This is a genomic window from Duganella sp. AC917 (assembly GCF_979258245.1).
On record NZ_OZ409848.1, the window covers coordinates 128,118 to 151,711 of the forward strand.

The 23,594-nt window shown below is 65.5% G+C and carries 19 protein-coding genes; 16 read left to right on the forward strand and 3 right to left on the reverse strand.

What is annotated here, in order from left to right; genetic code table 11:
• Positions 1-107 precede the first annotated feature (107 nt).
• The 14 genes from ACZ0BA_RS00545 to ACZ0BA_RS00610 all read left to right on the forward strand — a co-directional run bounded on the left by ACZ0BA_RS00545 (position 108) and on the right by ACZ0BA_RS00610 (position 17,405).
• The gene (locus ACZ0BA_RS00545) at positions 108-1,802 is read left to right on the forward strand and encodes a CTP synthase (protein WP_463449434.1); all 1,695 of its coding nucleotides are present in this window, start codon (positions 108-110) and stop codon (positions 1,800-1,802) included.
• A complete protein-coding gene (gene kdsA / locus ACZ0BA_RS00550; RefSeq protein ID WP_090314954.1) occupies positions 1,799-2,653 on the forward strand; it encodes a 3-deoxy-8-phosphooctulonate synthase in 855 nt (284 codons plus the stop codon). The genes ACZ0BA_RS00545 and kdsA overlap by 4 nt, the downstream gene beginning before the upstream one ends.
• A gap of 131 nt (positions 2,654-2,784) precedes the next feature.
• Entirely contained in the window at positions 2,785-4,068 is a 1,284-nt protein-coding gene (gene eno, locus ACZ0BA_RS00555) for a phosphopyruvate hydratase (RefSeq protein WP_463449435.1), read from the forward strand.
• Positions 4,069-4,120: 52 nt separating this feature from the next.
• Positions 4,121-4,444 (forward strand): cell division protein FtsB, encoded by a 324-nt coding sequence (ftsB, locus tag ACZ0BA_RS00560; protein WP_463449436.1) that lies wholly within the window; start codon positions 4,121-4,123, stop codon positions 4,442-4,444.
• 388 nt (positions 4,445-4,832) lie between these two features.
• Positions 4,833-5,663 carry an NF038120 family PEP-CTERM protein gene (locus ACZ0BA_RS00565; RefSeq protein WP_463449437.1) on the forward strand — a complete coding sequence of 277 codons (831 nt, stop codon included), beginning with the start codon at positions 4,833-4,835 and terminating at the stop codon, positions 5,661-5,663.
• Between the two features lie 18 nt (positions 5,664-5,681).
• On the forward strand, positions 5,682-8,915 hold the full coding sequence (locus ACZ0BA_RS00570; RefSeq protein ID WP_463449438.1) for a S8 family serine peptidase: 3,234 nt from the start codon (positions 5,682-5,684) through the stop codon (positions 8,913-8,915).
• A 181-nt stretch (positions 8,916-9,096) separates the two neighbouring features.
• Positions 9,097-9,888: a hypothetical protein gene (locus ACZ0BA_RS00575; protein ID WP_463449439.1), complete on the forward strand. Its 792-nt coding sequence runs from the start codon at positions 9,097-9,099 to the stop codon at positions 9,886-9,888.
• A gap of 199 nt (positions 9,889-10,087) precedes the next feature.
• Positions 10,088-11,029, forward strand: a complete 942-nt coding sequence (locus ACZ0BA_RS00580; RefSeq protein ID WP_463454683.1) for a L,D-transpeptidase family protein — start codon at positions 10,088-10,090, stop codon at positions 11,027-11,029.
• 84 nt (positions 11,030-11,113) lie between these two features.
• Positions 11,114-11,734 (forward strand): DUF1349 domain-containing protein, encoded by a 621-nt coding sequence (locus ACZ0BA_RS00585; RefSeq protein WP_463449440.1) that lies wholly within the window; start codon positions 11,114-11,116, stop codon positions 11,732-11,734.
• Positions 11,731-12,450: an aspartate/glutamate racemase family protein gene (locus tag ACZ0BA_RS00590; protein WP_463449441.1), complete on the forward strand. Its 720-nt coding sequence runs from the start codon at positions 11,731-11,733 to the stop codon at positions 12,448-12,450. The genes ACZ0BA_RS00585 and ACZ0BA_RS00590 overlap by 4 nt, the downstream gene beginning before the upstream one ends.
• Positions 12,447-13,082, forward strand: a complete 636-nt coding sequence (locus ACZ0BA_RS00595) for a glutathione S-transferase (RefSeq protein WP_463449442.1) — start codon at positions 12,447-12,449, stop codon at positions 13,080-13,082. The genes ACZ0BA_RS00590 and ACZ0BA_RS00595 overlap by 4 nt, the downstream gene beginning before the upstream one ends.
• 15 nt (positions 13,083-13,097) lie before the next feature.
• The gene (locus ACZ0BA_RS00600; RefSeq protein ID WP_463449443.1) at positions 13,098-13,667 is read left to right on the forward strand and encodes a gamma carbonic anhydrase family protein; all 570 of its coding nucleotides are present in this window, start codon (positions 13,098-13,100) and stop codon (positions 13,665-13,667) included.
• A 175-nt stretch (positions 13,668-13,842) separates the two neighbouring features.
• Positions 13,843-16,206, forward strand: a complete 2,364-nt coding sequence (locus tag ACZ0BA_RS00605; protein WP_463449444.1) for a TonB-dependent receptor domain-containing protein — start codon at positions 13,843-13,845, stop codon at positions 16,204-16,206.
• Positions 16,207-16,223: 17 nt separating this feature from the next.
• Positions 16,224-17,405, forward strand: coding sequence for a hemin-degrading factor (locus tag ACZ0BA_RS00610; RefSeq protein ID WP_463449445.1), 1,182 nt, complete (start codon positions 16,224-16,226; stop codon positions 17,403-17,405).
• A gap of 111 nt (positions 17,406-17,516) precedes the next feature.
• On the opposite strand, the gene ACZ0BA_RS00615 is transcribed toward ACZ0BA_RS00610, so the two are convergent.
• On the reverse strand, positions 17,517-18,722 hold the full coding sequence (locus ACZ0BA_RS00615; protein WP_463449446.1) for a glycerophosphodiester phosphodiesterase: 1,206 nt from the start codon (positions 18,720-18,722) through the stop codon (positions 17,517-17,519).
• Complete coding sequence (locus ACZ0BA_RS00620; RefSeq protein ID WP_463449447.1) at positions 18,722-21,136, reverse strand: TonB-dependent receptor; 2,415 nt, start codon at positions 21,134-21,136, stop codon at positions 18,722-18,724. Before ACZ0BA_RS00620 ends, ACZ0BA_RS00615 begins: the two co-directional genes overlap by 1 nt.
• A gap of 130 nt (positions 21,137-21,266) precedes the next feature.
• Between ACZ0BA_RS00620 and ACZ0BA_RS00625 the strand changes: the two genes are divergently transcribed.
• A complete protein-coding gene (locus ACZ0BA_RS00625) occupies positions 21,267-21,590 on the forward strand; it encodes a hypothetical protein (protein WP_463449448.1) in 324 nt (107 codons plus the stop codon).
• 7 nt (positions 21,591-21,597) lie between these two features.
• Complete coding sequence (locus ACZ0BA_RS00630; protein WP_463449449.1) at positions 21,598-22,569, forward strand: bile acid:sodium symporter family protein; 972 nt, start codon at positions 21,598-21,600, stop codon at positions 22,567-22,569.
• 69 nt (positions 22,570-22,638) lie between these two features.
• Here the strand turns inward: ACZ0BA_RS00630 and hslO are convergent, their stop codons facing one another.
• Positions 22,639-23,592 (reverse strand): Hsp33 family molecular chaperone HslO, encoded by a 954-nt coding sequence (hslO, locus tag ACZ0BA_RS00635; RefSeq protein ID WP_463449450.1) that lies wholly within the window; start codon positions 23,590-23,592, stop codon positions 22,639-22,641.
• Positions 23,593-23,594: the final 2 nt, after the last annotated feature.

Here is a 23,594-nt window from a genome sequence, read left to right on the forward strand (position 1 = left end):
AGCGGTTTTCCCTGCCATAGCCGATTTTTCCCGGGGCGATGCTGAAGAAATAGCGGTTTTAGGGTATAATTTCAATTTCCCGCACGTGCCGTTCGGCACTATCTGCAATGACCAAATTTGTCTTCGTCACCGGTGGCGTCGTGTCTTCCCTTGGTAAAGGGATTGCCGCCGCCTCCCTCGCCGCGATCCTCGAATCGCGCGGCCTCAAAGTCACCATGCTCAAGCTCGACCCCTACATCAACGTCGACCCTGGCACGATGAGCCCCATGCAGCACGGTGAAGTGTTCGTCACCGACGACGGTGCCGAGACCGATCTCGACCTCGGCCACTACGAGCGCTTCATCTCGACCCGCATGAAAAAGGTGAACAACTTCACCACCGGCCAGATCTACGAATCGGTGATCCGCAAGGAACGCCGCGGCGAATACCTGGGCAAGACCGTGCAGGTCATTCCGCACATCACCAACGAAATCCAGGACTACATCCGTCGCGGCGCCGAAGGCTACGACGTGGCGCTGTGCGAAATCGGCGGCACCGTCGGCGACATCGAGTCGCTGCCGTTCCTCGAGGCCGCCCGTCAGCTGAGCCTGCGCGCCGGCCGCAAGAACACCGCCTTCGTCCACCTGACGCTGGTGCCGTACATCGCCTCGGCCGGCGAACTGAAAACCAAGCCAACCCAGCACTCGGTGCAGAAGCTGCGCGAGATCGGCATTTCGCCGAACGCGCTGCTGTGCCGCGCCGACCGCCCGATCCCGGACGACGAACGCGCCAAGATCTCGCTGTTCTCGAACATCGAAGAGCAGGCCGTCATCTCCGTGTGGGACGTCGACACCATCTACAAAGTGCCGCAGATGCTGCACGACCAGGGCCTCGACGCCATCATCTGCGAGGCGCTCGACATCAACCCGCCGCCGGCCGACCTGTCGGTCTGGAGCCGCCTGATCTACACGCTCGAGCATCCGAAGAGCGAAGTGTCGATCGGCATGGTCGGCAAGTACGTCGATCTGACCGAGTCGTACAAGTCGCTGACCGAGGCGCTGCGCCACGCCGGCATCCACAACGAATCGAAGGTCAACATCGAGTACATCGATTCGGAAGAGATCGAAACGACCGGCTGCTCCGCGCTGGCCAAGTACGACGCCATCCTGGTGCCGGGCGGTTTCGGCAAGCGCGGCGTCGAAGGCAAGATCATGGCGGCCCAGTTCGCCCGCGAAAACAAGATCCCGTACCTGGGCATCTGCCTGGGCATGCAGGTCGCGCTGATCGAATACGCGCGCCACATGGCCGGCCTGACCACCGCCAACTCGACCGAGTTCGACCTGGAAACCTCGCAACCGGTGGTCGCCCTGATCGACCAGTGGCAGGGCCAGGACGGCAAGGTCGAAACGCGCGACGCCAACTCCGACCTGGGCGGCACCATGCGCCTGGGCGCGCAAACCTGCGCGATCAAGCCGGGCACCCTGGCGGCGGAAATCTACGGCCCGGTCGTGACCGAGCGCCACCGTCACCGCTACGAGGCCAACAACCACTACCTGCCACGCGTCGAAGCGGCCGGCCTGGTGGTGGCGGCCCGCACGCCAACCGAAGACCTGTGCGAAATCATGGAACTGCCGCGTACCGGCGACAATTCGCACCCGTGGTACATGGGCGTGCAGTACCACCCGGAATTCAAATCGACCCCGCGTGACGGCCATCCGCTGTTCACGTCCTACATCAAGGCGGCACTGGCCCACAAAGCCGCGGGCGGCAACCGCCCGCACGCCGTCTCTGAATCGCCTGCTTTGCAAGGAGATGCGGCATGAAACTCTGTGGATTCGAAGCCGGCCTCGACCAGCCGTTCTTCCTGATCGCAGGCACCTGCGTGATCGAATCGCGCCAGATGGCGTTCGACACCGCCGGCGCGTTGAAGGAAATGACGGCCGCGCTGGGCATTCCGTTCATCTACAAGTCGTCGTTCGACAAGGCCAACCGTTCGTCGGGCACGTCCTATCGCGGTCCCGGCCGTGACAAGGGCCTCGAGATCCTCGGCGACGTCAAGCGCGAGCTCGGCGTGCCGGTCCTGACCGACGTCCACTCGATCGACGAGATCGCCGAAGTATCGGCCGTCGTCGACGTGTTGCAGACACCGGCCTTCCTGTGCCGCCAGACCGATTTCATCACGGCCTGCGCGCAGTCCGGCCTGCCGGTGAACATCAAGAAGGGCCAGTTCCTGGCTCCGCACGACATGAAAAACGTCATCGACAAAGCCCGCGCGGCCGCCAAGGCCAAGGGCTTGCCGGACGACGTCTTCATGGCATGCGAACGCGGCGCCTCGTTCGGCTACAACAACCTGGTGTCCGACATGCGCTCGCTGGCCATCATGCGCGAATCGAACTGCCCGGTCGTGTTCGACGCCACCCACTCGGTGCAATTGCCGGGTGGTAACGGTACCTCGTCGGGCGGCATGCGCGAAATGGTGCCGGTGCTGTCGCGCGCGGCCGTCGCCGTCGGCGTGGCCGGCCTGTTCATGGAAACCCACCCGAACCCGGCGGAGGCGCTGTCGGATGGCCCCAACGCCGTGCCGCTGGGCCGCATGAAGGAACTGCTGTCGACCCTGATCGAGCTGGACCGCATCACCAAAAAAGCTGGTTTCCTGGAAAACAGCTTCAACTAGCAATCGCAGGCAAAAACCCGGCGCGCGTTGGCAAACACAGCTGTGCCGGGTTATATTCCCGTTATCCTTAAATTGTCCATCATGCAACACACGATGGGCAAACACGTTTTCGTCTAACTTTGGAGAATGACATGAGTGCTATTGTTGATATTATCGGCCGTGAAATTATCGATTCGCGCGGCAATCCGACCGTCGAATGCGACGTCCTGCTCGAATCGGGCGTCATGGGCCGCGCCGCCGTGCCATCGGGCGCCTCGACCGGTTCGCGCGAAGCGATCGAACTGCGCGACGGCGATCCGAAGCGTTACTTCGGCAAGGGCGTGCTGCAAGCCTGCGAAAATATCAACACCGAAATCTCGGAAGCGATCATGGGCCTCGACGCCAATGAGCAAGCCTTCCTGGACCGCACCCTGATCGATCTGGACGGCACCGAAAACAAAGGCCGCCTGGGCGCCAACGCCATGCTGGCCGTGTCGATGGCCGTGGCCAAGGCCGCCGCGGAAGAAGCCGGCCTGCCGCTGTACCGCTACTTCGGCGGCTCGGGCGCGATGCAACTGCCGGTGCCGATGATGAACGTCATCAACGGCGGCGCCCACGCCGACAACAACCTGGACATCCAGGAATTCATGATCATCCCGGTCGGCGCCCCGTCGTTCAAGGAAGCCGTGCGCTACGGCGCCGAGGTGTTCCACACCTTGAAAAAGATCCTGCACAAGAAGGGCCTGAGCACGGCCGTCGGCGACGAAGGCGGTTTCGCGCCATCCTTGGCCAACCATGAGGAAGCGATCAAGCTGATCATCCAGGCCATCGAGGAAGCCGGCTACGAGCCGGGCACCCAGATCGCGCTGGGCCTGGACTGCGCCGCCTCCGAGTTCTACAAGAACGGCAAGTACGAACTGGAAGGCGAGGGCCTGTCGCTGACGGCCACCGAGTTCACCAACCTGCTGGCGACCTGGTGCGACAAGTACCCGATCATCTCGATCGAAGACGCGATGCACGAAGGCGACTGGGACGGCTGGGCCATCCTGACCAAGGAACTGGGCAAGAAAATCCAGCTGGTGGGCGACGACCTGTACGTCACCAACACCAAGATCCTCAAGGAAGGCATCTCGAAAGGCATCGCCAACTCGATCCTGATCAAGATCAACCAGATCGGCACCTTGACCGAAACCTTCGCCGCCATTGAAATGGCCAAGCGCGCCGGCTACACGGCCGTCATCTCGCACCGTTCGGGCGAGACCGAGGACTCGACCATCGCCGACATCGCCGTCGGCCTGAACGCGCTGCAGATCAAGACCGGCTCGATGTCGCGTTCGGACCGCATGGCGAAATACAACCAGCTGCTGCGCATCGAGGAAGACCTGGGCGACATCGCTTCCTACCCTGGCCGCGACGCGTTCTATAATCTGAAGTAATGTAGCAAGCGGCCGCCGGCGTCCGGCGGCCGCGTTCGAACCCGAATCGACCATGCGCCTGATCACCCTCGCCCTGGCAGTGTTGCTGCTGCTGATACAGTACCCGCTCTGGCTGGGGAAGGGCGGCTGGCTGCGCGTGGCCGATCTCGAAGCCCAGGTCGGCACCGCCCACAAGAAGAACGCCGAACTGCTGGCCCGCAACGCCAAGCTCGACTCCGAAGTGCGCGACCTGAAGGACGGCACCGGCGCCGTCGAGGAACGCGCGCGCTACGAGCTCAGCATGATCAAGCAAAACGAAATCTTCATCCAGATCGTCGGCAAGGGCCAAGCCGCCCCGTCAGTGCCGCTGACCAGCGCTCCCAAACCCGTCGATTGATCCCGTCAGCCTCGCGCAGCACTGTTGCTAGCGTTTGTTAGCGCTATCAAAAAGTGACCGGAACGCTATTCATGGCTGGAATATCCACCATGGCGGTTTTCTATTCCGCAGGCGAGCGCGGCAACATGGGTTGCAGTTAATTCCACAGCAGAACATAAATTTCCTTCGGAAAATTCAGGCTTTTTCCCGATAAATCGCCCAAAAAACAACGAATGTTCGCAGTCGCCTGGTATTTTTCTCATAGTGTAATGGAAACAATATTCTGAGGAATTTATTGATGAACGAATTTAGAATGGCATAGTTTTAACCTAAAGTATTTTGTTAACGCTATCATTTGGATGCAATTTAATTGTCGGAAAGATACCTTCACTTTAAGGAGAACTGCGCAATGAACCTGTCTTACCTATCCCTGCGGGGCAGCCTGCTGACCCGGCTGACCCGGCGTGCCGTCGGCGCCGGCGTTGGCGCCTTGCTGGCCTGTGGCGTCTTGCTGGCGTCCCCGGCCGCCAGCGCCGTCACGATCGATTTCGAGTCGCACACCAACGTCGCCAGCGACGCGCTCGCGGCGGGCGACACCCTCTACGCCGGCCACGACCAGTTCCTGGCCGCCGGCTATGTCGCCACAGTGGCCGACAGCGTCTACGCGCAAAGCCAGCCCGACTACACGCCCGGCCTGGCCGGCGCCATCATCGACCATTCCGACCGGCTGGCCTGCTACCTGGTGGCCTGCCCGGGCAGTTTCTTCAACCAGACCCATTACTACGCCGGCCTCAACGACAGTTCGCTGACGCTGGCCCGCGAGGACCACCAGGCCTTCTCGCTCGGCGCGCTCGACTTCGCGTTTGTCGCGCCCGGCTTCGACATGGCCAACGCCAGCTACGGCATGCTGGTGCTCAGCGCCACGGTGTCCGGCTCGACGGCCACCATCACCCGCGCCATGGACTTGCCGGGACAATTCTTGGACGGTAACTTTATATTCGGCACCTGGCAGCTCGACGACGCCTTCCGCGGCGCGCAATTGAGCAGCCTGACCATCAGCGCCTGCGTGTTCGACGCCGCCGAAAACTGCCTCAACGGCGCCGACAGCTACAACCTGGCCCAGTTCGCCGTCGACAACATCGCCTTGTCGGTGGTGCCCGAGCCGCCCGCCGTCGCGCTGCTGGCCGCCGGCCTTGCCTTGCTGTCCTGGCGCGCGCGTCGCCGCGCCACCGCGCTCTGACCCCAACCAGGAAACCCCATGATCCCCCGTACCCACCGTCACCACCGCGCCCGCCGCGTCCCCGCGCTGTCCCCGCTCGCACTGCTGATGTTGCCGCTGCTGCCCTTGCTGTCGCTGGCCGCGCCGTCCGCCCATGCCGCCGACCCCGTGCGCCGCACCTTCATCGTCCAGCTCAGCGACAAACCGGCCGCCTCCTATACCGGCGGCGTCGCCGGCCTGGCCGCCACCAAGCCGCCGCGCGGCACCTTGCTCGACCCAGAATCGGTGGCCGTGCAGCGCTACCTCGGTTACTTGCGGCAACGCCAGGATGGCGTCACCGCCGCCTTGCCGCCCGGCGCGCTGCTGCACGACTTCAAACTCGTCCTCAACGGCTTTGCCGCCCGCCTGACCGACGCCGAGGCGTTCGCGCTCAAGCAAACGGCCGGCGTGCTCTCGGTCAAGCCGGACGCCTACTTCAAGCCGGCCACCAACGACACCCCGCGCTTCCTCGGCCTGGATCAGGCCGGCGGCCTGTGGAGCCAGCTCGGCGGCAAGCAGCACGCCGGCGAGGACGTCATCATCGGCGTCATCGACACCGGCGTGTGGCCCGAGAACCCGGCCTTTGCCGACCGCGTCGGCGCCAACGGCGCACCCACCCGCGATCCGGCGGCCGCGCTGGCCTACGGTCCGCCGCCGGCCCGCTGGCGCGGCTTCTGCCAGCTGGGCGTCGGGTTCGGGTCCGACGCCTGCAACAACAAGCTGATCGGCGCGCGCGCCTATAACTTCCTGCCGGCGCAGGGCTGGCAAATGCACCAGTCCGAATTCGACTCGCCGCGCGACTCGCTGGCCGGCCCGTACGGCCACGGCGGCCACGGCACCCACACCGCCTCGACCGCCGCCGGCAACGCCGGCGTGGCCGCCAGCATCAACGGCGTCGCGCTGGGCGCCACCTCCGGCATGGCCCCGCGCGCGCGCGTGGCCGCCTACAAGGTCTGCTTCACGCGGGTCGCCTCCGAAGACGGCCTCGTCGGCAGCAACGGCTGCGCCTCGTCGAGCTCGGCCGCCGCCATCGAACAGGCGGTGTTTGACGGCGTCGACGTGCTGAGCTATTCGATCAGCGGCGCGTCCGACACCGTCGACGAGATCGTCGAGCAAGCTTTCCTTGGCGCCGCCAACGCCGGCGTGTTCGTCGCCGCCGCCGGCGGCAACGCCGGGCCGGGCAACGCCGTCAACCACCCGTCGCCATGGCTCACCACCGTGGCCGCCTCGAGCACCGACCGCCTGGCCGGCGCCACCGTCACCGTTGGCGCCAAGACCTACGTCGGCGCCTCCGTCAACGCGACCGCACTGGCGCCGGCGCCGGCCATCCTGGCCGAGAACGCCGGCACCATCGCCTACGCCAACCTGGCCGGGGTCGACCGCGACGCCCGCCGCCAGTGCTTCACCGAGGCCGACCGCGCCGCCGCCGGCGCCAGCGTCAACGGCGCGCTCGATCCGGCCCTGGTGGCCGGCAAGGTCGTGCTCTGCCAGCGCGGCGCCAACGCCCGCGTCGACAAGGGCCGCGCCGTCCGGCAGGCCGGCGGCGCCGCCATGATCCTGATCGACGACGGCACCGGCGTCGCGGTCGACGCCCACGTGCTGCCGGCGGCCCACGTCACGCTCAAGGACGGCGCCGCCATCAAGGCCGCGCTGGCCGCTGCGCCCGGCCTCAAGATCGGCCTGAGCGCCTATGGCGTGTTCGCCAATCCCGAGCCGGCGCCGATGGTGGCCGGCTTCTCCAGCCGCGGACCCAACCTGGCCCAGCCGAGCATCCTCAAGCCCGACCTGAGCGCGCCCGGCGTCAACGTGCTGGCCGGCTACACGCCCGACCTCGACCGCGATCGCCACGACGCCATCGAAGCCGGCGCCGCCGTCACAGAGACCGCCTGGGCCTACGCCAGCGGCACCTCGATGGCCACCCCGCACGTGGCCGGCCTGGCCGCGCTGCTGCGCCAGCGCCATCCGGCATGGTCGCCGGCCGCCATCAAGTCGGCGTTGATGACCAGCGCCGGCCCCACCGTCGCCGACACGCTGCCGGCCGACAACAACAGCGCCAACGCCTTCGGCCGCGGCGCCGGCAACGTGCGGCCCACCAGCGCGGCCGATCCCGGCCTGGTCTACGACCTCGGCGCGGCCGACTACCAGCGCTTCCTGTGCGGGGTCGGCTCGCCCAACGTCGCCGCGTCCGTGTGCGCCGAACTCGGCACCATCGCCGACTACGAGCTCAACCTGGCCTCGATCACCGCCGCCAACGTGCCCGACACGCTCGCCATCAAGCGCCGCGTGACCAACGTCGGCGCCGCCGCCGCGACCTACCGCGCCAGCGCCGCCGTGCCGGGCTACACGGTGACGGTGGCCCCTGCCACGCTCACGCTGGAGCCCGGCGCCAGCGCCGACTTCACCGTCACGCTGCGCCGCGCCGACGCCCAGAACAACGTCTGGTCGTACGGCAGCCTGGAGTGGAGCGACGGCAGCCACCGCGTGCGCAGCCCGCTGACCGCGCGCACCTCGCTGTTCACGGCCACCGGCTATTACTTCTCCGAAGGCACGGCCGGCAACAAGACGTTCCGCGTGCAGACCGGCTACAGCGGCAAGCTCGTGGCCAGGCCGTCGGGGCTGCGCGAGGCGCTCAAGGACACCGTCACGGTGCGCCAAAACCACGCCACCGACTACGGCGTGGCCGAATGCGCGGCCGGCGGCAGCGATAGCGTCAGCTTCAAGCGCTTCACGATCCCGCCCGGCACGCTCGGCGCGCGCTTCGCGCTGTACGACGCCGACACGAGCAGTGTCAACCAGGACGACCTCGACCTGCTGCTGCTTGACGGCAAAGGCAACCTGATCGCCGGCAGCGTGCGCGCCTACACGTCCGAAGAAGGACTGGACGCCACCGACCCCGAGCCGGGCGAGTACATCGTCTGCGTGGTCGGCCGGGGACCGGCCGGCGGCGTCGCCACCGCCAAGCTGTCGAGCTGGATCGTCGCCCCCGGCGCCACCGGCAGCGGCGCGCTCAAGGTGCTGGCGCCCGCGACGGTGTTCGCCTACCGCCCGGCCTCGGCCGGTTACACCTGGTCCGGCCTGAAGCCGAACGCGCGCTACCTGGGCGGCATCGAGTACAGCAACGGCAGCCTGCGGCTGGGCGCCTCGCTGGTCGACATCGACACCGCCCAGTTCGTCACCGGCGCCTTGCCGGCCAGCCGTATCACACGCGCCGCGCTGGCATCGCGCGCCGACTGACGCGCGGACCCGGCACCGCCGCGATGCTGGCGGTGCCGGCGCCGGCAGCTCCCGGCGCGTCGCCCGTGTGGCGCGGCGGCGACGCTCCGGGCCGATCGGCCCAAGTCAGCCCGGCCGACACGGCCGCAGCGCTTATAATCGGCGCTTGTCCGTCAGTTCGGCGCCGCCCGCCGTTTCCCCTATGCGCTTACTTTTCCTGGCACTGGCAGCGGTGCTGATGCCGCACCTGGCCGCCGAAGCGGCCTGCATCCCGGTGCGGGTCGGCTACATGGACCAGCACCGTCCGCCATACTGGCTGGGCGAGGGCGCCGAAGTGCCGGACCCGCCCGGGGCCGCCGTCGACCTGATGCACGACGCCGTGCTGGGCGCCGGCTTCGGCTGCCCGCCGGTCTGGGTGCGCCTGCCGATCGCCCGCTTGCGCGTGGCCCTGGCCACCGGCGACATCGACATGTCGCCGATGGGTGAATTACCGTCTTACCCGCCCGAGATAGCGCTACCGCGCGACAAGGCCGGCAACATCGACCTCGACCGCGCCATGCACAACGCCCTGATCGTGCTGGTGCGCGCCAGCGACAAGCTGCCGGCCAACACACAGCCGATGCAATATTTCAAAGGCAAGCTGCTTGGCGCGGCGCAGGGCCAAAGCTACTCGCCCCGCCTGCGCGACGCCGGCCTGACGATCGACGACGGCGGGCGCGACCTCGACCGCAATCTCGAGAAATTGCGGCTCGGGCGCGTCGACGGCGTGGTCGTCGCGGCCGTCTCGCCGGAGCACCTGAAGGCCACGCTGGCGCGCTACAAGGGCGCTTTCGTGCAACTGCCGCAGCCATTGATCAACACGCGCGTCTGGCTCGCCTTCAACGACACCTTCTACCGCGCCCACCCGGTCCAGGTCGAAGCGCTGTGGACCTGGTTGGATGTCAACCGCCATCGGCTCGGCTATGTGATGCAGAAATACCGCAAGCAGAATTAAGCGCGAAGTGAGCGGCCGATTTGGTAGAATCCGGGTCCCTCACCGCCACCATCGGAATTGACTACCCACATGCTCCACCACATCTCCTTCGGCGTGCGCGACCTGCGCCCCGCCGGCCTGTTTTTTGCCGATAGCGACCGCATCGAAGCGGCTATCAACCGTCCCCAGGCCTGATTTGTTGAAAACGCTGTTGTTAACCATCGCGCTGGCGCTGGCCGGCGCCGCCGCCGCCAAACCTGCGACACCCGCCACACCCGCCGCATCCGCGCCACCGGCAAGCCCGGCCAACCCCGCCGCCGGCGGCCACGACCTGCTGCGCGCGCAGGTGCTGCTCGACCGTGCCCATTTTTCGTCCGGCGAGATCGACGGCGCCAGGGGCAGCAACCTGCGCAAGGCCGTCACCGGCTTCCAGAAGCTGCACCAGCTGCCGCTGACCGGCGTGCTCGACCCGGCGACCTGGGCCGTGCTGTCGGCCGACACCGCGCCCGTGCTCGACGTCTACACCGTTACCGCCGAGGACGCGGCCGGTCCCTACCGGCCGCTGCCTGCCACGATGGCCGACAAGGCCAAGCTGCCGGCGTTGGGATACGCGAACATGGCCGAGGCCTTGGGCGAAAAATTCCACAGCAGCCCCGAGCTGCTGCGCCGCCTCAATCCCGGCAAATCGTTCGGCCGCGCCGGCGAGCAACTGCTGGTGCCCAACGTGGCGTCGGCCAAGCCGCTGCCCAAGGCCACGTCGATCCTGGTCGACGCCAGCGACGGCACTTTGACGTTGCTGGACGCCGGCGGCATGCCGATCGCCCAATTCCCGGCCAGCACGGGCAGCGCCCACGATCCGCTGCCGCAAGGGCGCTGGGAAGTGCGCGGCGTGGCGCTCAACCCGGAATACCGCTACAACCCCAAACTGTTCTGGGACGCCAAGGCCGGCGACACCGGCGCCCGCATCCCGGCCGGGCCCAACAATCCGGTCGGCGCGGTCTGGATTCAACTGAGCAAGCCGCACTACGGCATCCACGGCACGCCGGAGCCGGGCAAGATCGGCAAGACCCAGTCGCACGGCTGCATCCGGCTGACGAACTGGGACGCGCGCACGGTGGCGCGGGTCATCTCGCGCGGCGCCGTGGTGCTGTTGCAGGGTTAATGACATTCCGCGCCTGTTGTCGCTAAGTTAATTTAAAATGGGCGCGGGAGGCTACGCACGGCCTCCAAAAGACAAGGAGACCGGATGAGTGACACCCCGCTGCACGAAACCTTCGCCGACACCATGCTCAGCCCAAGGCTGCAATGGCATTGCGAGCCGGCGCACTGGCAGGTCGACTACGCCGCCAACCGCCTGCGCATCCACACCGACGCTGCGACCGACTTCTGGCAGCGCACGCATTACGGCTTCCAGGTCGACAACGGCCACTTCCTGCACCTGCGGGCCGAGGGCGACTTCGTACTGACGACCAAGGTCACGTCGCGTCCGGCGCACCAGTACGACCAGGCCGGTCTGATGGTGCGCCTGTCGTCCGGCTGCTGGCTCAAGACCTCGGTCGAATTCGAACCGGACGGCGACAACCGTCTCGGCGTCGTTGTCACCAACGGCCATTATTCCGACTGGTCGACCCAGCCGCTGGCCAAGCACATCGACACCGTCTGGCTGCGCGTGCGCGCCGAGGCCCACGACTGCATCGTCGAATCGTCGCTCGACGGCGAGCAATGGACGCAACTCCGCATGGCCCACCTGCACGAGCGCGCCGCCGCCGACGCGGTCGCCTGCGGCCTGTATGCCTGCAGCCCCAAGGAGGCCGGCTTCGAGGCCGAATTCGCCTTCGTCAGTTTCATTCCAGGACGCATCGAATGAAGACCATCGGATTGATTGGCGGCATGAGCTGGGAATCGACGGTGCCGTACTACCGGCATGTGAATCAAACGGTCAAGCAGCACCTGGGTGGGTTGCACTCGGCCAAGGTGGTGCTGGTCAGCGTCGACTTCCATGACGTCGAACTGTTGCAGCGGGCCGGCGACTGGGACGCTGCCGGCGCGCTGCTGGCCGGGGCCGCCCGTTCGCTGCAAGCGGCCGGCGCCGACTTCATCGTTCTGTGCACCAACACCATGCACAAGGTCGCACCGGCCATCGAGGCGGCGGCAGGCATCCCGCTGTTCCACATTGCCGACTCCACGGCTGGCGTCATCAAGGCCGCCGGCCACACCAGGATCGGCCTGCTCGGCACACGCTTCACGATGGAGCAGGCGTTCTACAAGGACCGGCTGCGCGAGCTGCACGGCCTCGACGTGATCGTCCCCGAGCCGGCCGAGCGCGACATCGTCCACCGCGTCATCTACGAGGAACTGTGCCTCGGCGAACTCGTCGACGCCTCGCGCGACGACTATCGCCGCATCATCGCCACGCTGGTGGAGCGGGGCGCGCAAGCCATCATTCTCGGCTGCACGGAGATCTCGCTGCTGATCGCCGAGTCCGACGCGGCCGTGCCGCTGTTCGACACCACCGCCATCCACGCCCGCAAGGCCGCCGAGTTCGCGCTCGGCCTTCCACTCGAAACCACGGAGAAAAAATGAAATTGATCGGCATGCTCGACTCACCCTATGTCCGCCGCGTTGCCGTGTCGCTGCAATTATTGGGCGTACCGTTCGAACACCAGTCGTTGTCGGTGTTCCGCACCTTCGACCAGTTCCGCCAGATCAATCCGGTGGTCAAGGCGCCGACCTTGGTGACCGGCGACGGCACCGTGCTGATGGACTCGACGTTGATACTGCAATACGCCGAAACGCTGGCCACCCCCGAGCGGCGCCTGACGCCGTCCGAACCGGCCGCGTTGCTGCGCTCGCTGCGCGTGCTCGGGCTGGCGCTGGCCGCCTGCGACAAATGCGTGCAGATCGTCTACGAACGCAACGTGCGTCCGGCCGAAAAGCTGCACCAGCCGTGGGTCGAACGCGTGACCCTGCAAATGCTGTCGGCCTTCGACGCGCTGGAAGCCGAGCACCGGCCGCGGCCGATGATTGTCGACGGCCCGGGCACCGAGCACGGCGCGGTCATGACCGCCGTCACCTGGCACTTCATGCGGCAAATGCTGCCCGAGCTGGTGGCCGCCGAAAATTATCCCATGCTGGACGAGCTGTCGCGCCGCGCCGAAGCGCTGCCGCAGTTCGTCGCCGCCCCGTACGGCGACAGCACCTATTCCTCCAACTGACTTTTCCGGAATCCCATGCCTATTTCCCCGTACCTCGACACCAGCCCCGTCCTCGGCGACAACATCTACCTGCACGCTTCCGCGCAAGTGATCGGCGACGTCCGCATCGGCCGCGACAGCTCGATCTGGTGCAACACCGTGCTGCGTGGCGATGTCAACCGCATCGTCATCGGCGAGTGCAGCAACGTGCAGGACTTCGCGATGGGCCACGTCGCCCACAGGCACCCGGGCAAACCGGACGGCTCGCCGCTGGTCATCGGCGACTACGTCACGATCGGCCACTCGGTACTGCTGCACGGCTGCACCATCGGCAACGAATGCCTGATCGGCATGGGCTCCATCCTCATGGACGACGTCGTGGTGCAAGACCGCGTCATGATCGGCGCCGGCAGCCTCGTCTCGCCGGGCAAGGTGCTGGAAAGCGGCAACCTGTACGTCGGCCGACCGGTAAAAAAGGTCAGAGCCTTGAGCGCAGAGGAAATCGCCTACCTGAAATACTCCGCCGAGCACTACGTCCGCGTTAAAAACAACCACATGGAAAGCGAAAAGAAGGCCAACGCAACCCAGGCCAGCGGCCCGAAATAAACGCCGAGCCGCTGGAAAAAATTTTCAACCGTTACCCGCGATAGGCGCTTTGACAATAATCAATCTTTACACGTTCACCACTTGTAAATGAGAATCATTATTGTTAGTATGCGTTTTTGCCAGCAATCGCCGTAGGTCCGAGAGCCAGCCGTCCACAACTCTCTCTTGGAACTCTATGGCTGCCACCACCATGGGCGCCCGGCATCCGGCCGCGCCTTCCCACCCGCACATGCTGCGGCCACGCCCGATGGGCGTCGCCGTGCACTCCGCAATGATCGCCCTGATGGCTGCCGCCATGCTGCCGGCCCACGCCCAGCAAGCCGAGGCTCAAGCCGCCGCCGCCGCTAGCGCCCCGGCCTTGGGCGAAATCGTCGTCCAGGCCAAGCGCGACGAAGCCGCCTCCACCCGCAACGGCACCACAACCGTCATCAAAGCCGAGCAACTGGAACAAAACAACGCCATCGACATGGCCAAGATCGCGCGCTACTCGCCGCTGATCAGCGTGCCGGCGGCAGCCAGCGGCGGCGCCAACGTCTGGGACAGCGCCGGCAACACCGGCATCAACATTCGCGGCGTCGAAGGCAACCGCGTCAGTCTCGAAGTCGACGGCATCTCGCTGCCGGACGCCGCGCCACGCCCGGAAAGCACGTCGATGAATTCGTTCGGCATCGGCCGCGACTACACCGACCCGGAAACCTTCCACTACGTCAGCATCGGATCGGGCGCCAGTCCGGCCGGCGGCGGCACGCCCGGCCTGGGCGGAGCGGTTTCGTTCGTCACCAAATCACCGGAAATGTACCTGGACGGCACCCGCAAGCTCTACGCCGACTACAAGTTCGGCTACGCGTCCGAACAGGCGTCGCGCGTGCACGCCATCACGGCCGCCGCCGCGCTGGGCGACAACCTGCAAGCCCTGATCGTCGCCGTGCACCGCGACGGCGCCGAAATCAAGACCGAAGGCGACGCCGTCCCCAACCCGGACGACTGGTCGTCGGACGCCTTGCTGGCTAAACTCAACTGGAAGCTGACCCGCGACCAGGAACTGCGCTTCACCATCGACCACTACCAGGCCGAGCACGACCGCGTCTACAACAACAAGGCCGGCGCGCTGTATCCCGCCGGCGCGACGCAAAACTCCAACACCGAGCGCACGCGCTACAGCGTCGAGCACCGCTACACGCCGGCCAACGGCCTGCTGTTCGACAAGCTCGAAACCCGGCTCTACAAACAGACCGCCTCGGTCGAGGACGACACCAGCGCAGACTATGTCAGCGGCGGCCAGCCCTACATCCGCAACATCACCACCGGCTACTTCAACGACAGCAAAGGCGTCTCGTTCGACGCCGTCAAGCAGTTGAACCCGTCCACGGTGCTCGGTTACGGCGTGCTGTACGAAGAGGTCGAAAGCCGCCGCCCGTGGCTCGAGAACCGCACGGTGGTACGCACCGGCGCCCACCAGATCACGATGAAAAACCGCATGGCGGACACGGACACCGACAAGCTGGCCGCCTACGTGCGCGGCGAGTTCGGCTTCGACCTGGCCGGCCACCAGGCCACGTTGACGCCCGGTCTGCGCGCCGAGCGCCGCAAGCTCACGCCGCAAAACCTGCAAAACTACGTCATCGCCGTGCCCGGCGCCGCCAATGAAATCCGCGAAGACAAGGACACCTTCCTCACGCCGAGCCTGAACTTCTCGGTCGAGCTGACGCCGCAACTGAGCACGTACGCGCAATACACGCGCGGCACCCGACTGCCAAGCGCGGCCGAGCGCACCGGCACCTACGACTCGTTCAGCTACACCGGCGCCGGCAACGGCTACGCGGTGCTCGGCAATCCCGACCTGAAAAAGGAAACCAGCAACGCCTTCGAAGTCGGCCTGAAGGGCGCGCCGACGCCTGGCGTTGAGTTCAGCTTCTCGCTGTTCCACACTAGCTACGACAACTTCATCGAATACGCCGCCCAGCCGGCCGATCCCGTTAATTACCCGACCATCACGCAGGGCCTGTTCCGTCCGGAGAATGTCGGCAAGGCCAGGATACGCGGCGGCGAGGTGAGCAGCCGCTTCGCGCTGGGCCAATGGTGGCGGCCGATGCAGGGCTACAGCCTGGCGCTGGCCGGCGGCATCTCGCGCGGCACGGCCGAAAACAAGGACAGCGGCAAGAAGTCCGAACTCGCGTCGGTGCAGCCATACAAGGCCAACGCCACCTTCGCCTACGACGACCCGGCCAAGCGCGGCGGAGGCGCCTTCATCGTCAGCACGGTGCGCGGCAAACGGGCCAGCGCCGACGTACTCACCAGCGCCACGACCGGCATGTTTGCCGTGCCCGGCTACACGGTCATGGACCTGACCGCGTACTGGAACATCAACCAGCACGCCACCCTCAGCGGCGGCCTGTACAACCTGGCCGACCGCAAGTACTGGGACTACGCCTCGTCGCGCAGTCTGGTCGCGGGCACCACGGCGGCCACCTTGGCCGACATCGAACGCCAGGCGCGTCCGGGCCGCAACTTCGCGGTCAATCTCAAAGTCATCTACTAAACAACCCAGGAGCCATCATGAAACCTCACCACCGATTCACCCTGGCGCTGACCGGCGCCTTGCTGTTCACCGCCTTGCCCGGCGCCGCCGCCAGCCTGGCCGAACGCTGGGAAACCTTGCGCGCCGAACAGCCGAAGCTGGCCGCGCGCGACGCCGCCAAAACGCTCAGCGTCTCGGAAGCGGATTTGCTGGCGACCGGCATCGGCAAGACGGTCGTCCGCCTCAAGGAAGGGGACACCGTGCCGCGTGAAATCATGCGCCGCGCGCTCGACCTGGGCAAGGTGCTGGCGCTCACGCGCAACGAAAACGGCGTGCTCGAGCGCACCGGCGTCGCCAGCAAGCTCAAGTCGCAGGACGACATCGCCGGTCTCGAAGAAGACAAGCAAAAAGAGCGCGAAGCGCGCCTGCGCAACATCGCCGGCGGCTATCTGGGCGGCGAAATCGACCTGCGCTTCACGTTCGACAAATGGAAATACGCGTTCGCGGTCACGCAGCCGGGCAAGGACGGCGCCGTCTCGCGCAGCCTGCAATTCTTCGACGCCAGCGGCAACGCCGTGCATAAGCTGTACCTCAAGAACGACGCCGGCGTACCGGTGTTCGACCAGCTGGTGGCCGACTTCCGCGCGCCGTCGCAAAGCGCCGACCTGAGGGTGGCCGCGCAACCGGCCGAGGCCAAGGAAAAGCCGGACAGCGAGATTGACGTCAAGGAACTCCAGCTGGCCTGGAACGAAATCAACGACGTGCACCAGTTCAACCGCCTGCTGACGGAATTCGGCGTCTCGCGCCAGCAAGCGATGCGCCTCGCCCCGGCCGGGGCCGCCACGCGCATCACGCCGCAAGCGGTGCGCCAGCTGCTCGAAGAAACGGCCAGGCAAAAGATCGACATCATGGTTTTTTTAGGCAATGGCTCGACGATCCAGATCTTCAGTGGCAAGGTTGGCAAGGTCGCCGCCTCGCCGGGCTGGTTCAACGTGCTCGATCCGGAATTCAATTTGCACCTGCGTGACAGCGCCTTCGCCAGCGGCTGGGTGGTCAAGCGCGCCGGCATCACCTCGGTCGAGTTCTACGACAACAACGGCGACCAGGTGGTCAGCTTCTTCGGCGTACGCGAGCCGAAAAAACCGCAACCAGCGAGCTGGATCGACATGACAGCCGCCTTACCGAAAGCCGACGACACCTCGCGCCAGGCCAGCCGCTAATCCGTTCCAAACCCCCGGGGTCAAGTCTGTCATTCGGACACGGACTCTACGCTACGATGGCTGTACGGATGAGTTAGTGTCCGAATGACAGACTTGACCCCGGAGTGGCTTTTAGGCGCCGACGGCGGCGCGGCCTAGCGCCGGATCGTCGGTGAAGAAGCCGTCCAGGCCAACGGCGATATAGCGCTTCATCTCGGCGATCGAGCCGGCCTCGTTGCGCGCCTGCAAACTGCCGCCGTCGCGGAAGTCGGCCGCCAGGAACTGGTTCTCCGGCCGGAACGTCCACGGTTCCACCCGCAGCCCTGCCTTGTGCGCATCGTCAACAAAGGAGCTTGGCGCGTCCAGGCTGCCGTCCTTCTTCAACGGAATGATCGAGCGCGTTGGCGGCGCCACCACGTCGGCATATTGCGCGATGTCGCGCATGCCGACCGGCGTGCACATCTGAGCGAAGGTCAGCTTGCCGCCGGCGGCCGCCACGTCCATCGGCCGCACATCCTGGCCGATGACCAGCTGCATGATGCGCAGGTTGGCGCGCCGTCCCAGCTTGCCGCGCAGGTATTTGAGATTGGCCACCTCGAATGACTGGATCTCGACCGGGTTGCGGCGCGTGTAGTCGTGGGCATCCAGGATCGACAGGAAGCGGTCCTCGAGCGGCAAGCCGACGCTGGCGAAATACGTCGAATGCTTCAACTCCGGCACGATGCCGATGATGCGCCCGCGCGCGGCCGCCTCGGCCGCGACGAAGTCGATGATCTCCTCGAACGTCGCCACCTGGAACATGCCGTTGTACTGCGCGCTGCCCGGACGGTAGGCCGGAATCCGTTCGACCGCGCGCAAGGTTTTCAGTTCGGCCAGGGTGAAGTCGTCGACGAACCAACCGTCGTGCGGCTCGCCGTCGATGGTCTTGCGCGTCTTGCGGCTGGCGAACTCGGGATGGCTGGCCACATCCGTGGTTTCGCTGAGATAGGCTTCGTGCCGCGCCACCAGCACGCCGTCCTTGGTGCTGCACAGGTCCGGCTCGACATAGTCGGCGCCATCGGCGATGGCCTTGGCGTACGACGCCAGCGTGTGCTCTGGACGCAGCGCGCTGGCGCCACGGTGCGCGAACACCAAGGGCTTCTTGCCGCCGCCGATGCCGCCGGCGCCGACCGGCGCGACGCCCGGCAAGCCCGACTGGTCATCCAGGCGGCCAGCCGCCGCCAGCACCGACGATGCCGGCAACAGCAGCGAGGTGCCGGCGGTCAGCGCCGCCGCCTGGATAAAGCCCCGGCGCGACAGGCGCGAAGGTAACTGGTTTGGCAAATAAAGTCTGGTCATCAGAAGTCGGCCATCAAAGTCAGGAAGCCCTGACGTGGTGCGATCGGAAAGGTATTGTAAGTCGCGCTGGCCGCGCCGACCACCACGTTCAGGCTGCCTTCGCGGTCGGCCAGGTTGGTGATGTTGACGCGGTAGCGCGCGTTCTTGATCAAGCCGCCGTTGAGGAAGGGCAGCTTGCCCGATACGCCCAGGCTCATCAGGAAGTAGCTCGGCACCGACAGATCGTTGGTGTAGGTCGCGTAGCGCTTGCCCACGTAGTCGCCAATCAGCTGGAACTCGGTGTCGGCGACAGTCAGGGTGGCAACCGTCTTGTTCATCCACTCCGGGCTGCCCGGCACGGCCTTGCCGGCGGTCGGCACGATGTCCTTGCCGTTGCTGTAGTTGTCCTGGTATTCGGAACGGTTGTACGACAGCGCGTTGTAGAGCGAGAACGTACGGCCGAAGTGCAAGGTGCCGGACAGGTCGATACCGTCGGTCTTGACGCTGCCGACGTTGGCCAGCACCGGATTGCCGCCGATGATGGACGAGATCACCGGCGTCGGGCTGATCGTCAGCAGACGGTCCTTGAAGTTGACGTGGTAGACGTTGACCTGGCCGTCGATGGCGCTCAGCGCGCCAAGGTTGAGCTGGTGGCTGGTGCGCAGGCCGGCTTCGTAGGTGATCGAGGTTTCCGGCCTGGCGGTGTCGCGGAACAGGTCGAACGCTTGCTGGCTCGCCAGGCTCCACGGCGACGCGCCGCCACCGCCGTAGGTGACGAACTGGCGCATGTTCTTCTGCACGTTGACGAACAGCTGATCCTGCTGCGTGATGTCCCAGCGCGCGCCGACCTGCGGCAGCAGCCATTTCTTGGTGGTGATCTTGCCGACCGGCAGAGCGGTCGAACCGTTGGCGATGGCGCCCACTTTAGGCTGCACCGGGAACTGGCCGTCGGCCCATTGCAGGCTCGATTTAAAGCCGGCCTGCAAGGCCAGGTCGTCGCGCACGCGCCACTCGTCCTGCAGCGAAATTTGCGCGACCTTGTTGTCGATCTTGCTGCCGTACTGGGTGATCAGCGGATCGCTTGGGCGGTCGTACGGCGAGCTTGGATTGTTGACGTCCAGCGCGTACCAGCGGCGATAGGCCGACGAGCGGTTGCTCTCGAGCCAGAGACTGGCTTGCAGTTTGTGGTCGCCCAGTTCGGTGGTCAGGCTCGACAGATAACCGCTGCGGTTGATGACGTATTCGGTGGTGCGCGTCGCGTAGCCGGAGTTGCCGAACACCTGCTTCAGATTCTGGCCCGGGAAGTACACCGCGAACAGGCCCGGCAGGCCGGCGACGCCGATCGGACCGGCCACCACGCCGACGCCGTCGTCGTTGTGATAATAGATCTGATTCGACCAGGTCGTCGACTCGCCCAGGTTCATGTCGAACTTGGCGTAGGTCAGCCAGTCGGTGCGCTGCGCGTCGCTGTAGTAGTTGCGGTAGTTGTTGCCGTCAGCGGCCGGGGTGGCGCCGGTTGGCGACAGGTAAGACAGCGCCTGCTGGAAGTTCGGATACAGGAACGGGCGGGTGTACGGCTGGAATTTCTCGGTGGCCGAGCGCACGGTGCTGTCCTCGTTCGGTTCGATCTTGTCCGAGTAGTTGACGAACAAGGTCAGCTTGCCCAGGCTCGACTGGTTGACGAACTTGGCGTTGAACTGGTCGCCGCCCTGGCGGCCCTTGAAGTCCCAGGCGCGCTGCTCGTGGTGCACGCCCGAAATATAGGCGCTGTTGCCGTTGCCGAAGCTGCCGGTGTCGTAGCGCATGAAGGTGCGCGAGGTCTTGTAGCTGCCGACGGTCTGTTGCAGCGCCAGGTTGGCCGTCTGCAGCGGATCGCTGGAGAAGGTCTCGATGGTGCCGCCCAGGTTGCTGGTGGACGCGGTCGACAGGTCGCCGGCGCCCGACGACAGGATCACGCTGCCGACGTTCTCGCTGATGACGGCGCGCTGCGGCGACAGGCCGTTGTAGTTGCCGTACTGCTGGTCGCCCAGCGGCACGCCGTCCATCGTGTAGCCCAGCTGCGGGCCGCTGAAGCCGTGGATGAACAGCGACAGGTTTTGTTCGTTGTTGCCCCACGGGTCGGCGGTCTGGAAACTGACGCCCGGCAGAGTTTGCAGCGCTTTCAATGGATTGATACCCGGCAGGATTTTCTGCATATCGCTCTTGGTCATGGCGACCGAGGAGCGCGTCTTGCGGGTGGCGATTTCCACGGTGGCCATTGGGGCGGCTACGGCACCGGCGGCCCCCGTATCGACGGTATCGGCAGCGGCGGCGGGCGCTTCGGCGGCATTGGCCGGGGCGGCCATTTCAGCGACGGCGGCGGCAACGTTGGCGGCCATGGCCAGCATCGGGAAGCTCAGCGCGGCGAAGCACACTGCGGATAATTTCTTGTTCATGTTCTGCCTTGAAGACCGATTAAAATGATGGTGATTGGAATAGCAACGCTGCGCATGATAGTGACCGTGTGTGACCGGATGATGACGGGCATGCGGTACACTGCCGTATGGAAACAAGAGGGAAGAAACGATGCGCATACTTCTGATGCTGGCGTTGGCGTTGCCACTGGCCGGCTGTTACACGGTCAATCAGGCCCGGCTGGGCAACTTCGTCACCGACACCGTCCAGCCCGGCATGCCGCTGGAGCAGGCGGTCGTGCGCATGCGCGTCGAAGGTTTTTCGTGCAGCGCCAGCAGCGCCGGCACGGTGACGGTTTGCACCCGCACGCAGGAACGGCTGATGCGCGGCGCCTGCGTCGAACGTGTCGATCTGATCCGCAGCACGACGTCCGCCACGACGCTCGGCGCCGTCGATATTCTGGAAGTCCAATGCGCCAAGATCAAGATGTGGTAAGTCACCGATGAACCGTCCTAAATTCTTACCCGATAACTTTACGCTGGCGATGATCGTGACCATCGGCGCCGCCAGCCTGTTCCCATGCACCGGTCGGGGCGCCGTCATCTTCAACGGCGTCACGCACGCCGCCGTGTGTCTGCTGTTTTTCCTGCACGGCGCCAAGCTGTCGCGCGAGGCGGTGGTGGCCGGCATCACGCACTGGCGCTTGCATCTGCTGGTGTTGCTGTGTACGTTCGCGCTGTTTCCGCTGCTGGGGTTTGTGCTCAAGCCGGTGCTGATGCCGCTGGTGACGCCCGACCTGTATCTGGGCATTCTGTTCCTGTGCATGCTGCCGTCGACGGTGCAATCGTCGATCGCGTTCACGGCGGCCGCGCGCGGCAACGTGCCGGCGGCGATTTGCAGCGCGTCCGCTTCCAATTTGCTGGGAATTTTCCTGACGCCGCTGATGGTGGGGTTGCTGACGACCGCGCAGATGACGGGCGGCTCGCCGTGGGAATCGGCGTTGCAGATCGCCTTGCAACTGCTGCTGCCGTTCATCGCCGGCCAGGTCGCGCGGCGCTGGATCGGCGCCTGGGTCGAGCGCAACAAGCCGCTGACGCGGATGGTCGATCAGGGCTCGATTTTGCTGGTGGTGTACACGGCGTTCAGCGAGGCGGTCGGGCAGGGGCTATGGCATCAGCTGTCGTGGGCGTCGCTGGGCGGGCTGATGTTGATTGATGTTGTGCTGCTGGGGTTGGTGATGCTGATTGCCGCGCAGTTGAGCCGACGGTTGGGATTCAACCGCGAGGATCGGATCGCGATCGTGTTTTGCGGATCGAAAAAGAGTTTGGCCAGCGGCGTGCCGATGGCGAAGGTGTTGTTCGCCGGCGGCGCGCTGGGCGCGGTGGTGTTGCCGTTGATGCTGTTCCATCAGTTGCAATTGATGGTGTGCGCGGTGCTGGCGCAGCGGTATGCCAAGGAGGGCGGGGAAGGATGAACCGATGGCGGAACGGTGGCGGATTACGCCGTTCCGGCTCATCCGCCCCACGTGGCTCCGCCCACCAAATCAATGCTTAACGTCGCTTGCCGGTATCAACGCCGCGACCGGCTCGTCACTGGCGAAGAGCTGCGCGCAATCGACCTTGTCGTAATCGTAATGCTGCCCGCAGAAATCGCAGTTGACGCCCACATGCCCCTGTTCCTCGAGCACGCTGTCAACTTCCTCGCGCCCGAGCATCTTGAGCATGTTGCCCACCTTCTCCCGCGTGCAGGTGCAATGGAACGACGGGCTCAACGGATCGAACACGCGGATCGTCTCTTCCCAGAACAAGCGCTGCATCAGCACGTCCACGGTCGTTTCCAGCAACTCCTGCTCCTTCAACGTCGAGCCCAAAATCACCGCCCGGTTCCACGTTTCCAGCGCGTCTTCCTGCGTCAGCGGCTCGGCGCCGGCCTTGCCGCCATGGTCCGGCAGCTTTTGCAGCAGCAAGCCGCGCGAAACGTTGTCGTCCGCAGCCAGCCACAGCTTGGTGTCCAGCTGTTCCGAACGCAGCATGTAGTTTTCAATCACGGTCGCCACATCGTCGCCGTCCAGCGGCACGATGCCCTGGTAGGGCTGCTGGCCCGGCACCTTGTCGGCCGGATCGAGCGTGATGATGAAGCGGCCCTTGCCGTTTGCGTTGAGCATTGCCGGCAACGTGGCGTCGTCGGCGATGACCGCGTTCTCGGCCAGCTTGGCGGTGGCGCGCAGACGCAAGTCGGCATCGCACTCGACCACCAGCAACTGCACCGGTCCGTCGCCATGGATTTGCATGATGATCGACCCGTTGAACTTCAGGTTGGCTGACAGCAGCGCGCCAGCGGCGACCATCTGGCCCAGCAGCTTCTTGACCGCAGGAGGGTAGTCGTGACGCGACAACACCTCGCGCCACGTGGCCGAGATGTCGATGAACTCGCCGCGCACGGCGGCGTTCTCGAAGATGAATTTCTGCAGGACGTCCGTAGTCAGGGTAATGCTCATGT

Excerpts from the sequence above, each read along its gene's own strand:
- ACZ0BA_RS00545 (WP_463449434.1), top strand. The coding sequence starts at position 108 with ATGACCAAATTTGTCTTCGTCACCGGTGGCGTCGTGTCTTCCCTTGGT.
- kdsA (WP_090314954.1), top strand. The coding sequence starts at position 1,799 with ATGAAACTCTGTGGATTCGAAGCCGGCCTCGACCAGCCGTTCTTCCTG.
- eno (WP_463449435.1), top strand. The coding sequence starts at position 2,785 with ATGAGTGCTATTGTTGATATTATCGGCCGTGAAATTATCGATTCGCGC.
- ftsB (WP_463449436.1), top strand. The coding sequence starts at position 4,121 with ATGCGCCTGATCACCCTCGCCCTGGCAGTGTTGCTGCTGCTGATACAG.
- ACZ0BA_RS00565 (WP_463449437.1), top strand. The coding sequence starts at position 4,833 with ATGAACCTGTCTTACCTATCCCTGCGGGGCAGCCTGCTGACCCGGCTG.
- ACZ0BA_RS00570 (WP_463449438.1), top strand. The coding sequence starts at position 5,682 with ATGATCCCCCGTACCCACCGTCACCACCGCGCCCGCCGCGTCCCCGCG.
- ACZ0BA_RS00575 (WP_463449439.1), top strand. The coding sequence starts at position 9,097 with ATGCGCTTACTTTTCCTGGCACTGGCAGCGGTGCTGATGCCGCACCTG.
- ACZ0BA_RS00585 (WP_463449440.1), top strand. The coding sequence starts at position 11,114 with ATGAGTGACACCCCGCTGCACGAAACCTTCGCCGACACCATGCTCAGC.
- ACZ0BA_RS00590 (WP_463449441.1), top strand. The coding sequence starts at position 11,731 with ATGAAGACCATCGGATTGATTGGCGGCATGAGCTGGGAATCGACGGTG.
- ACZ0BA_RS00595 (WP_463449442.1), top strand. The coding sequence starts at position 12,447 with ATGAAATTGATCGGCATGCTCGACTCACCCTATGTCCGCCGCGTTGCC.
- ACZ0BA_RS00600 (WP_463449443.1), top strand. The coding sequence starts at position 13,098 with ATGCCTATTTCCCCGTACCTCGACACCAGCCCCGTCCTCGGCGACAAC.
- ACZ0BA_RS00605 (WP_463449444.1), top strand. The coding sequence starts at position 13,843 with ATGGCTGCCACCACCATGGGCGCCCGGCATCCGGCCGCGCCTTCCCAC.
- ACZ0BA_RS00610 (WP_463449445.1), top strand. The coding sequence starts at position 16,224 with ATGAAACCTCACCACCGATTCACCCTGGCGCTGACCGGCGCCTTGCTG.
- ACZ0BA_RS00615 (WP_463449446.1), bottom strand. The coding sequence starts at position 18,722 with ATGACCAGACTTTATTTGCCAAACCAGTTACCTTCGCGCCTGTCGCGC.
- ACZ0BA_RS00620 (WP_463449447.1), bottom strand. The coding sequence starts at position 21,136 with ATGAACAAGAAATTATCCGCAGTGTGCTTCGCCGCGCTGAGCTTCCCG.
- ACZ0BA_RS00625 (WP_463449448.1), top strand. The coding sequence starts at position 21,267 with ATGCGCATACTTCTGATGCTGGCGTTGGCGTTGCCACTGGCCGGCTGT.
- ACZ0BA_RS00630 (WP_463449449.1), top strand. The coding sequence starts at position 21,598 with ATGAACCGTCCTAAATTCTTACCCGATAACTTTACGCTGGCGATGATC.
- hslO (WP_463449450.1), bottom strand. The coding sequence starts at position 23,592 with ATGAGCATTACCCTGACTACGGACGTCCTGCAGAAATTCATCTTCGAG.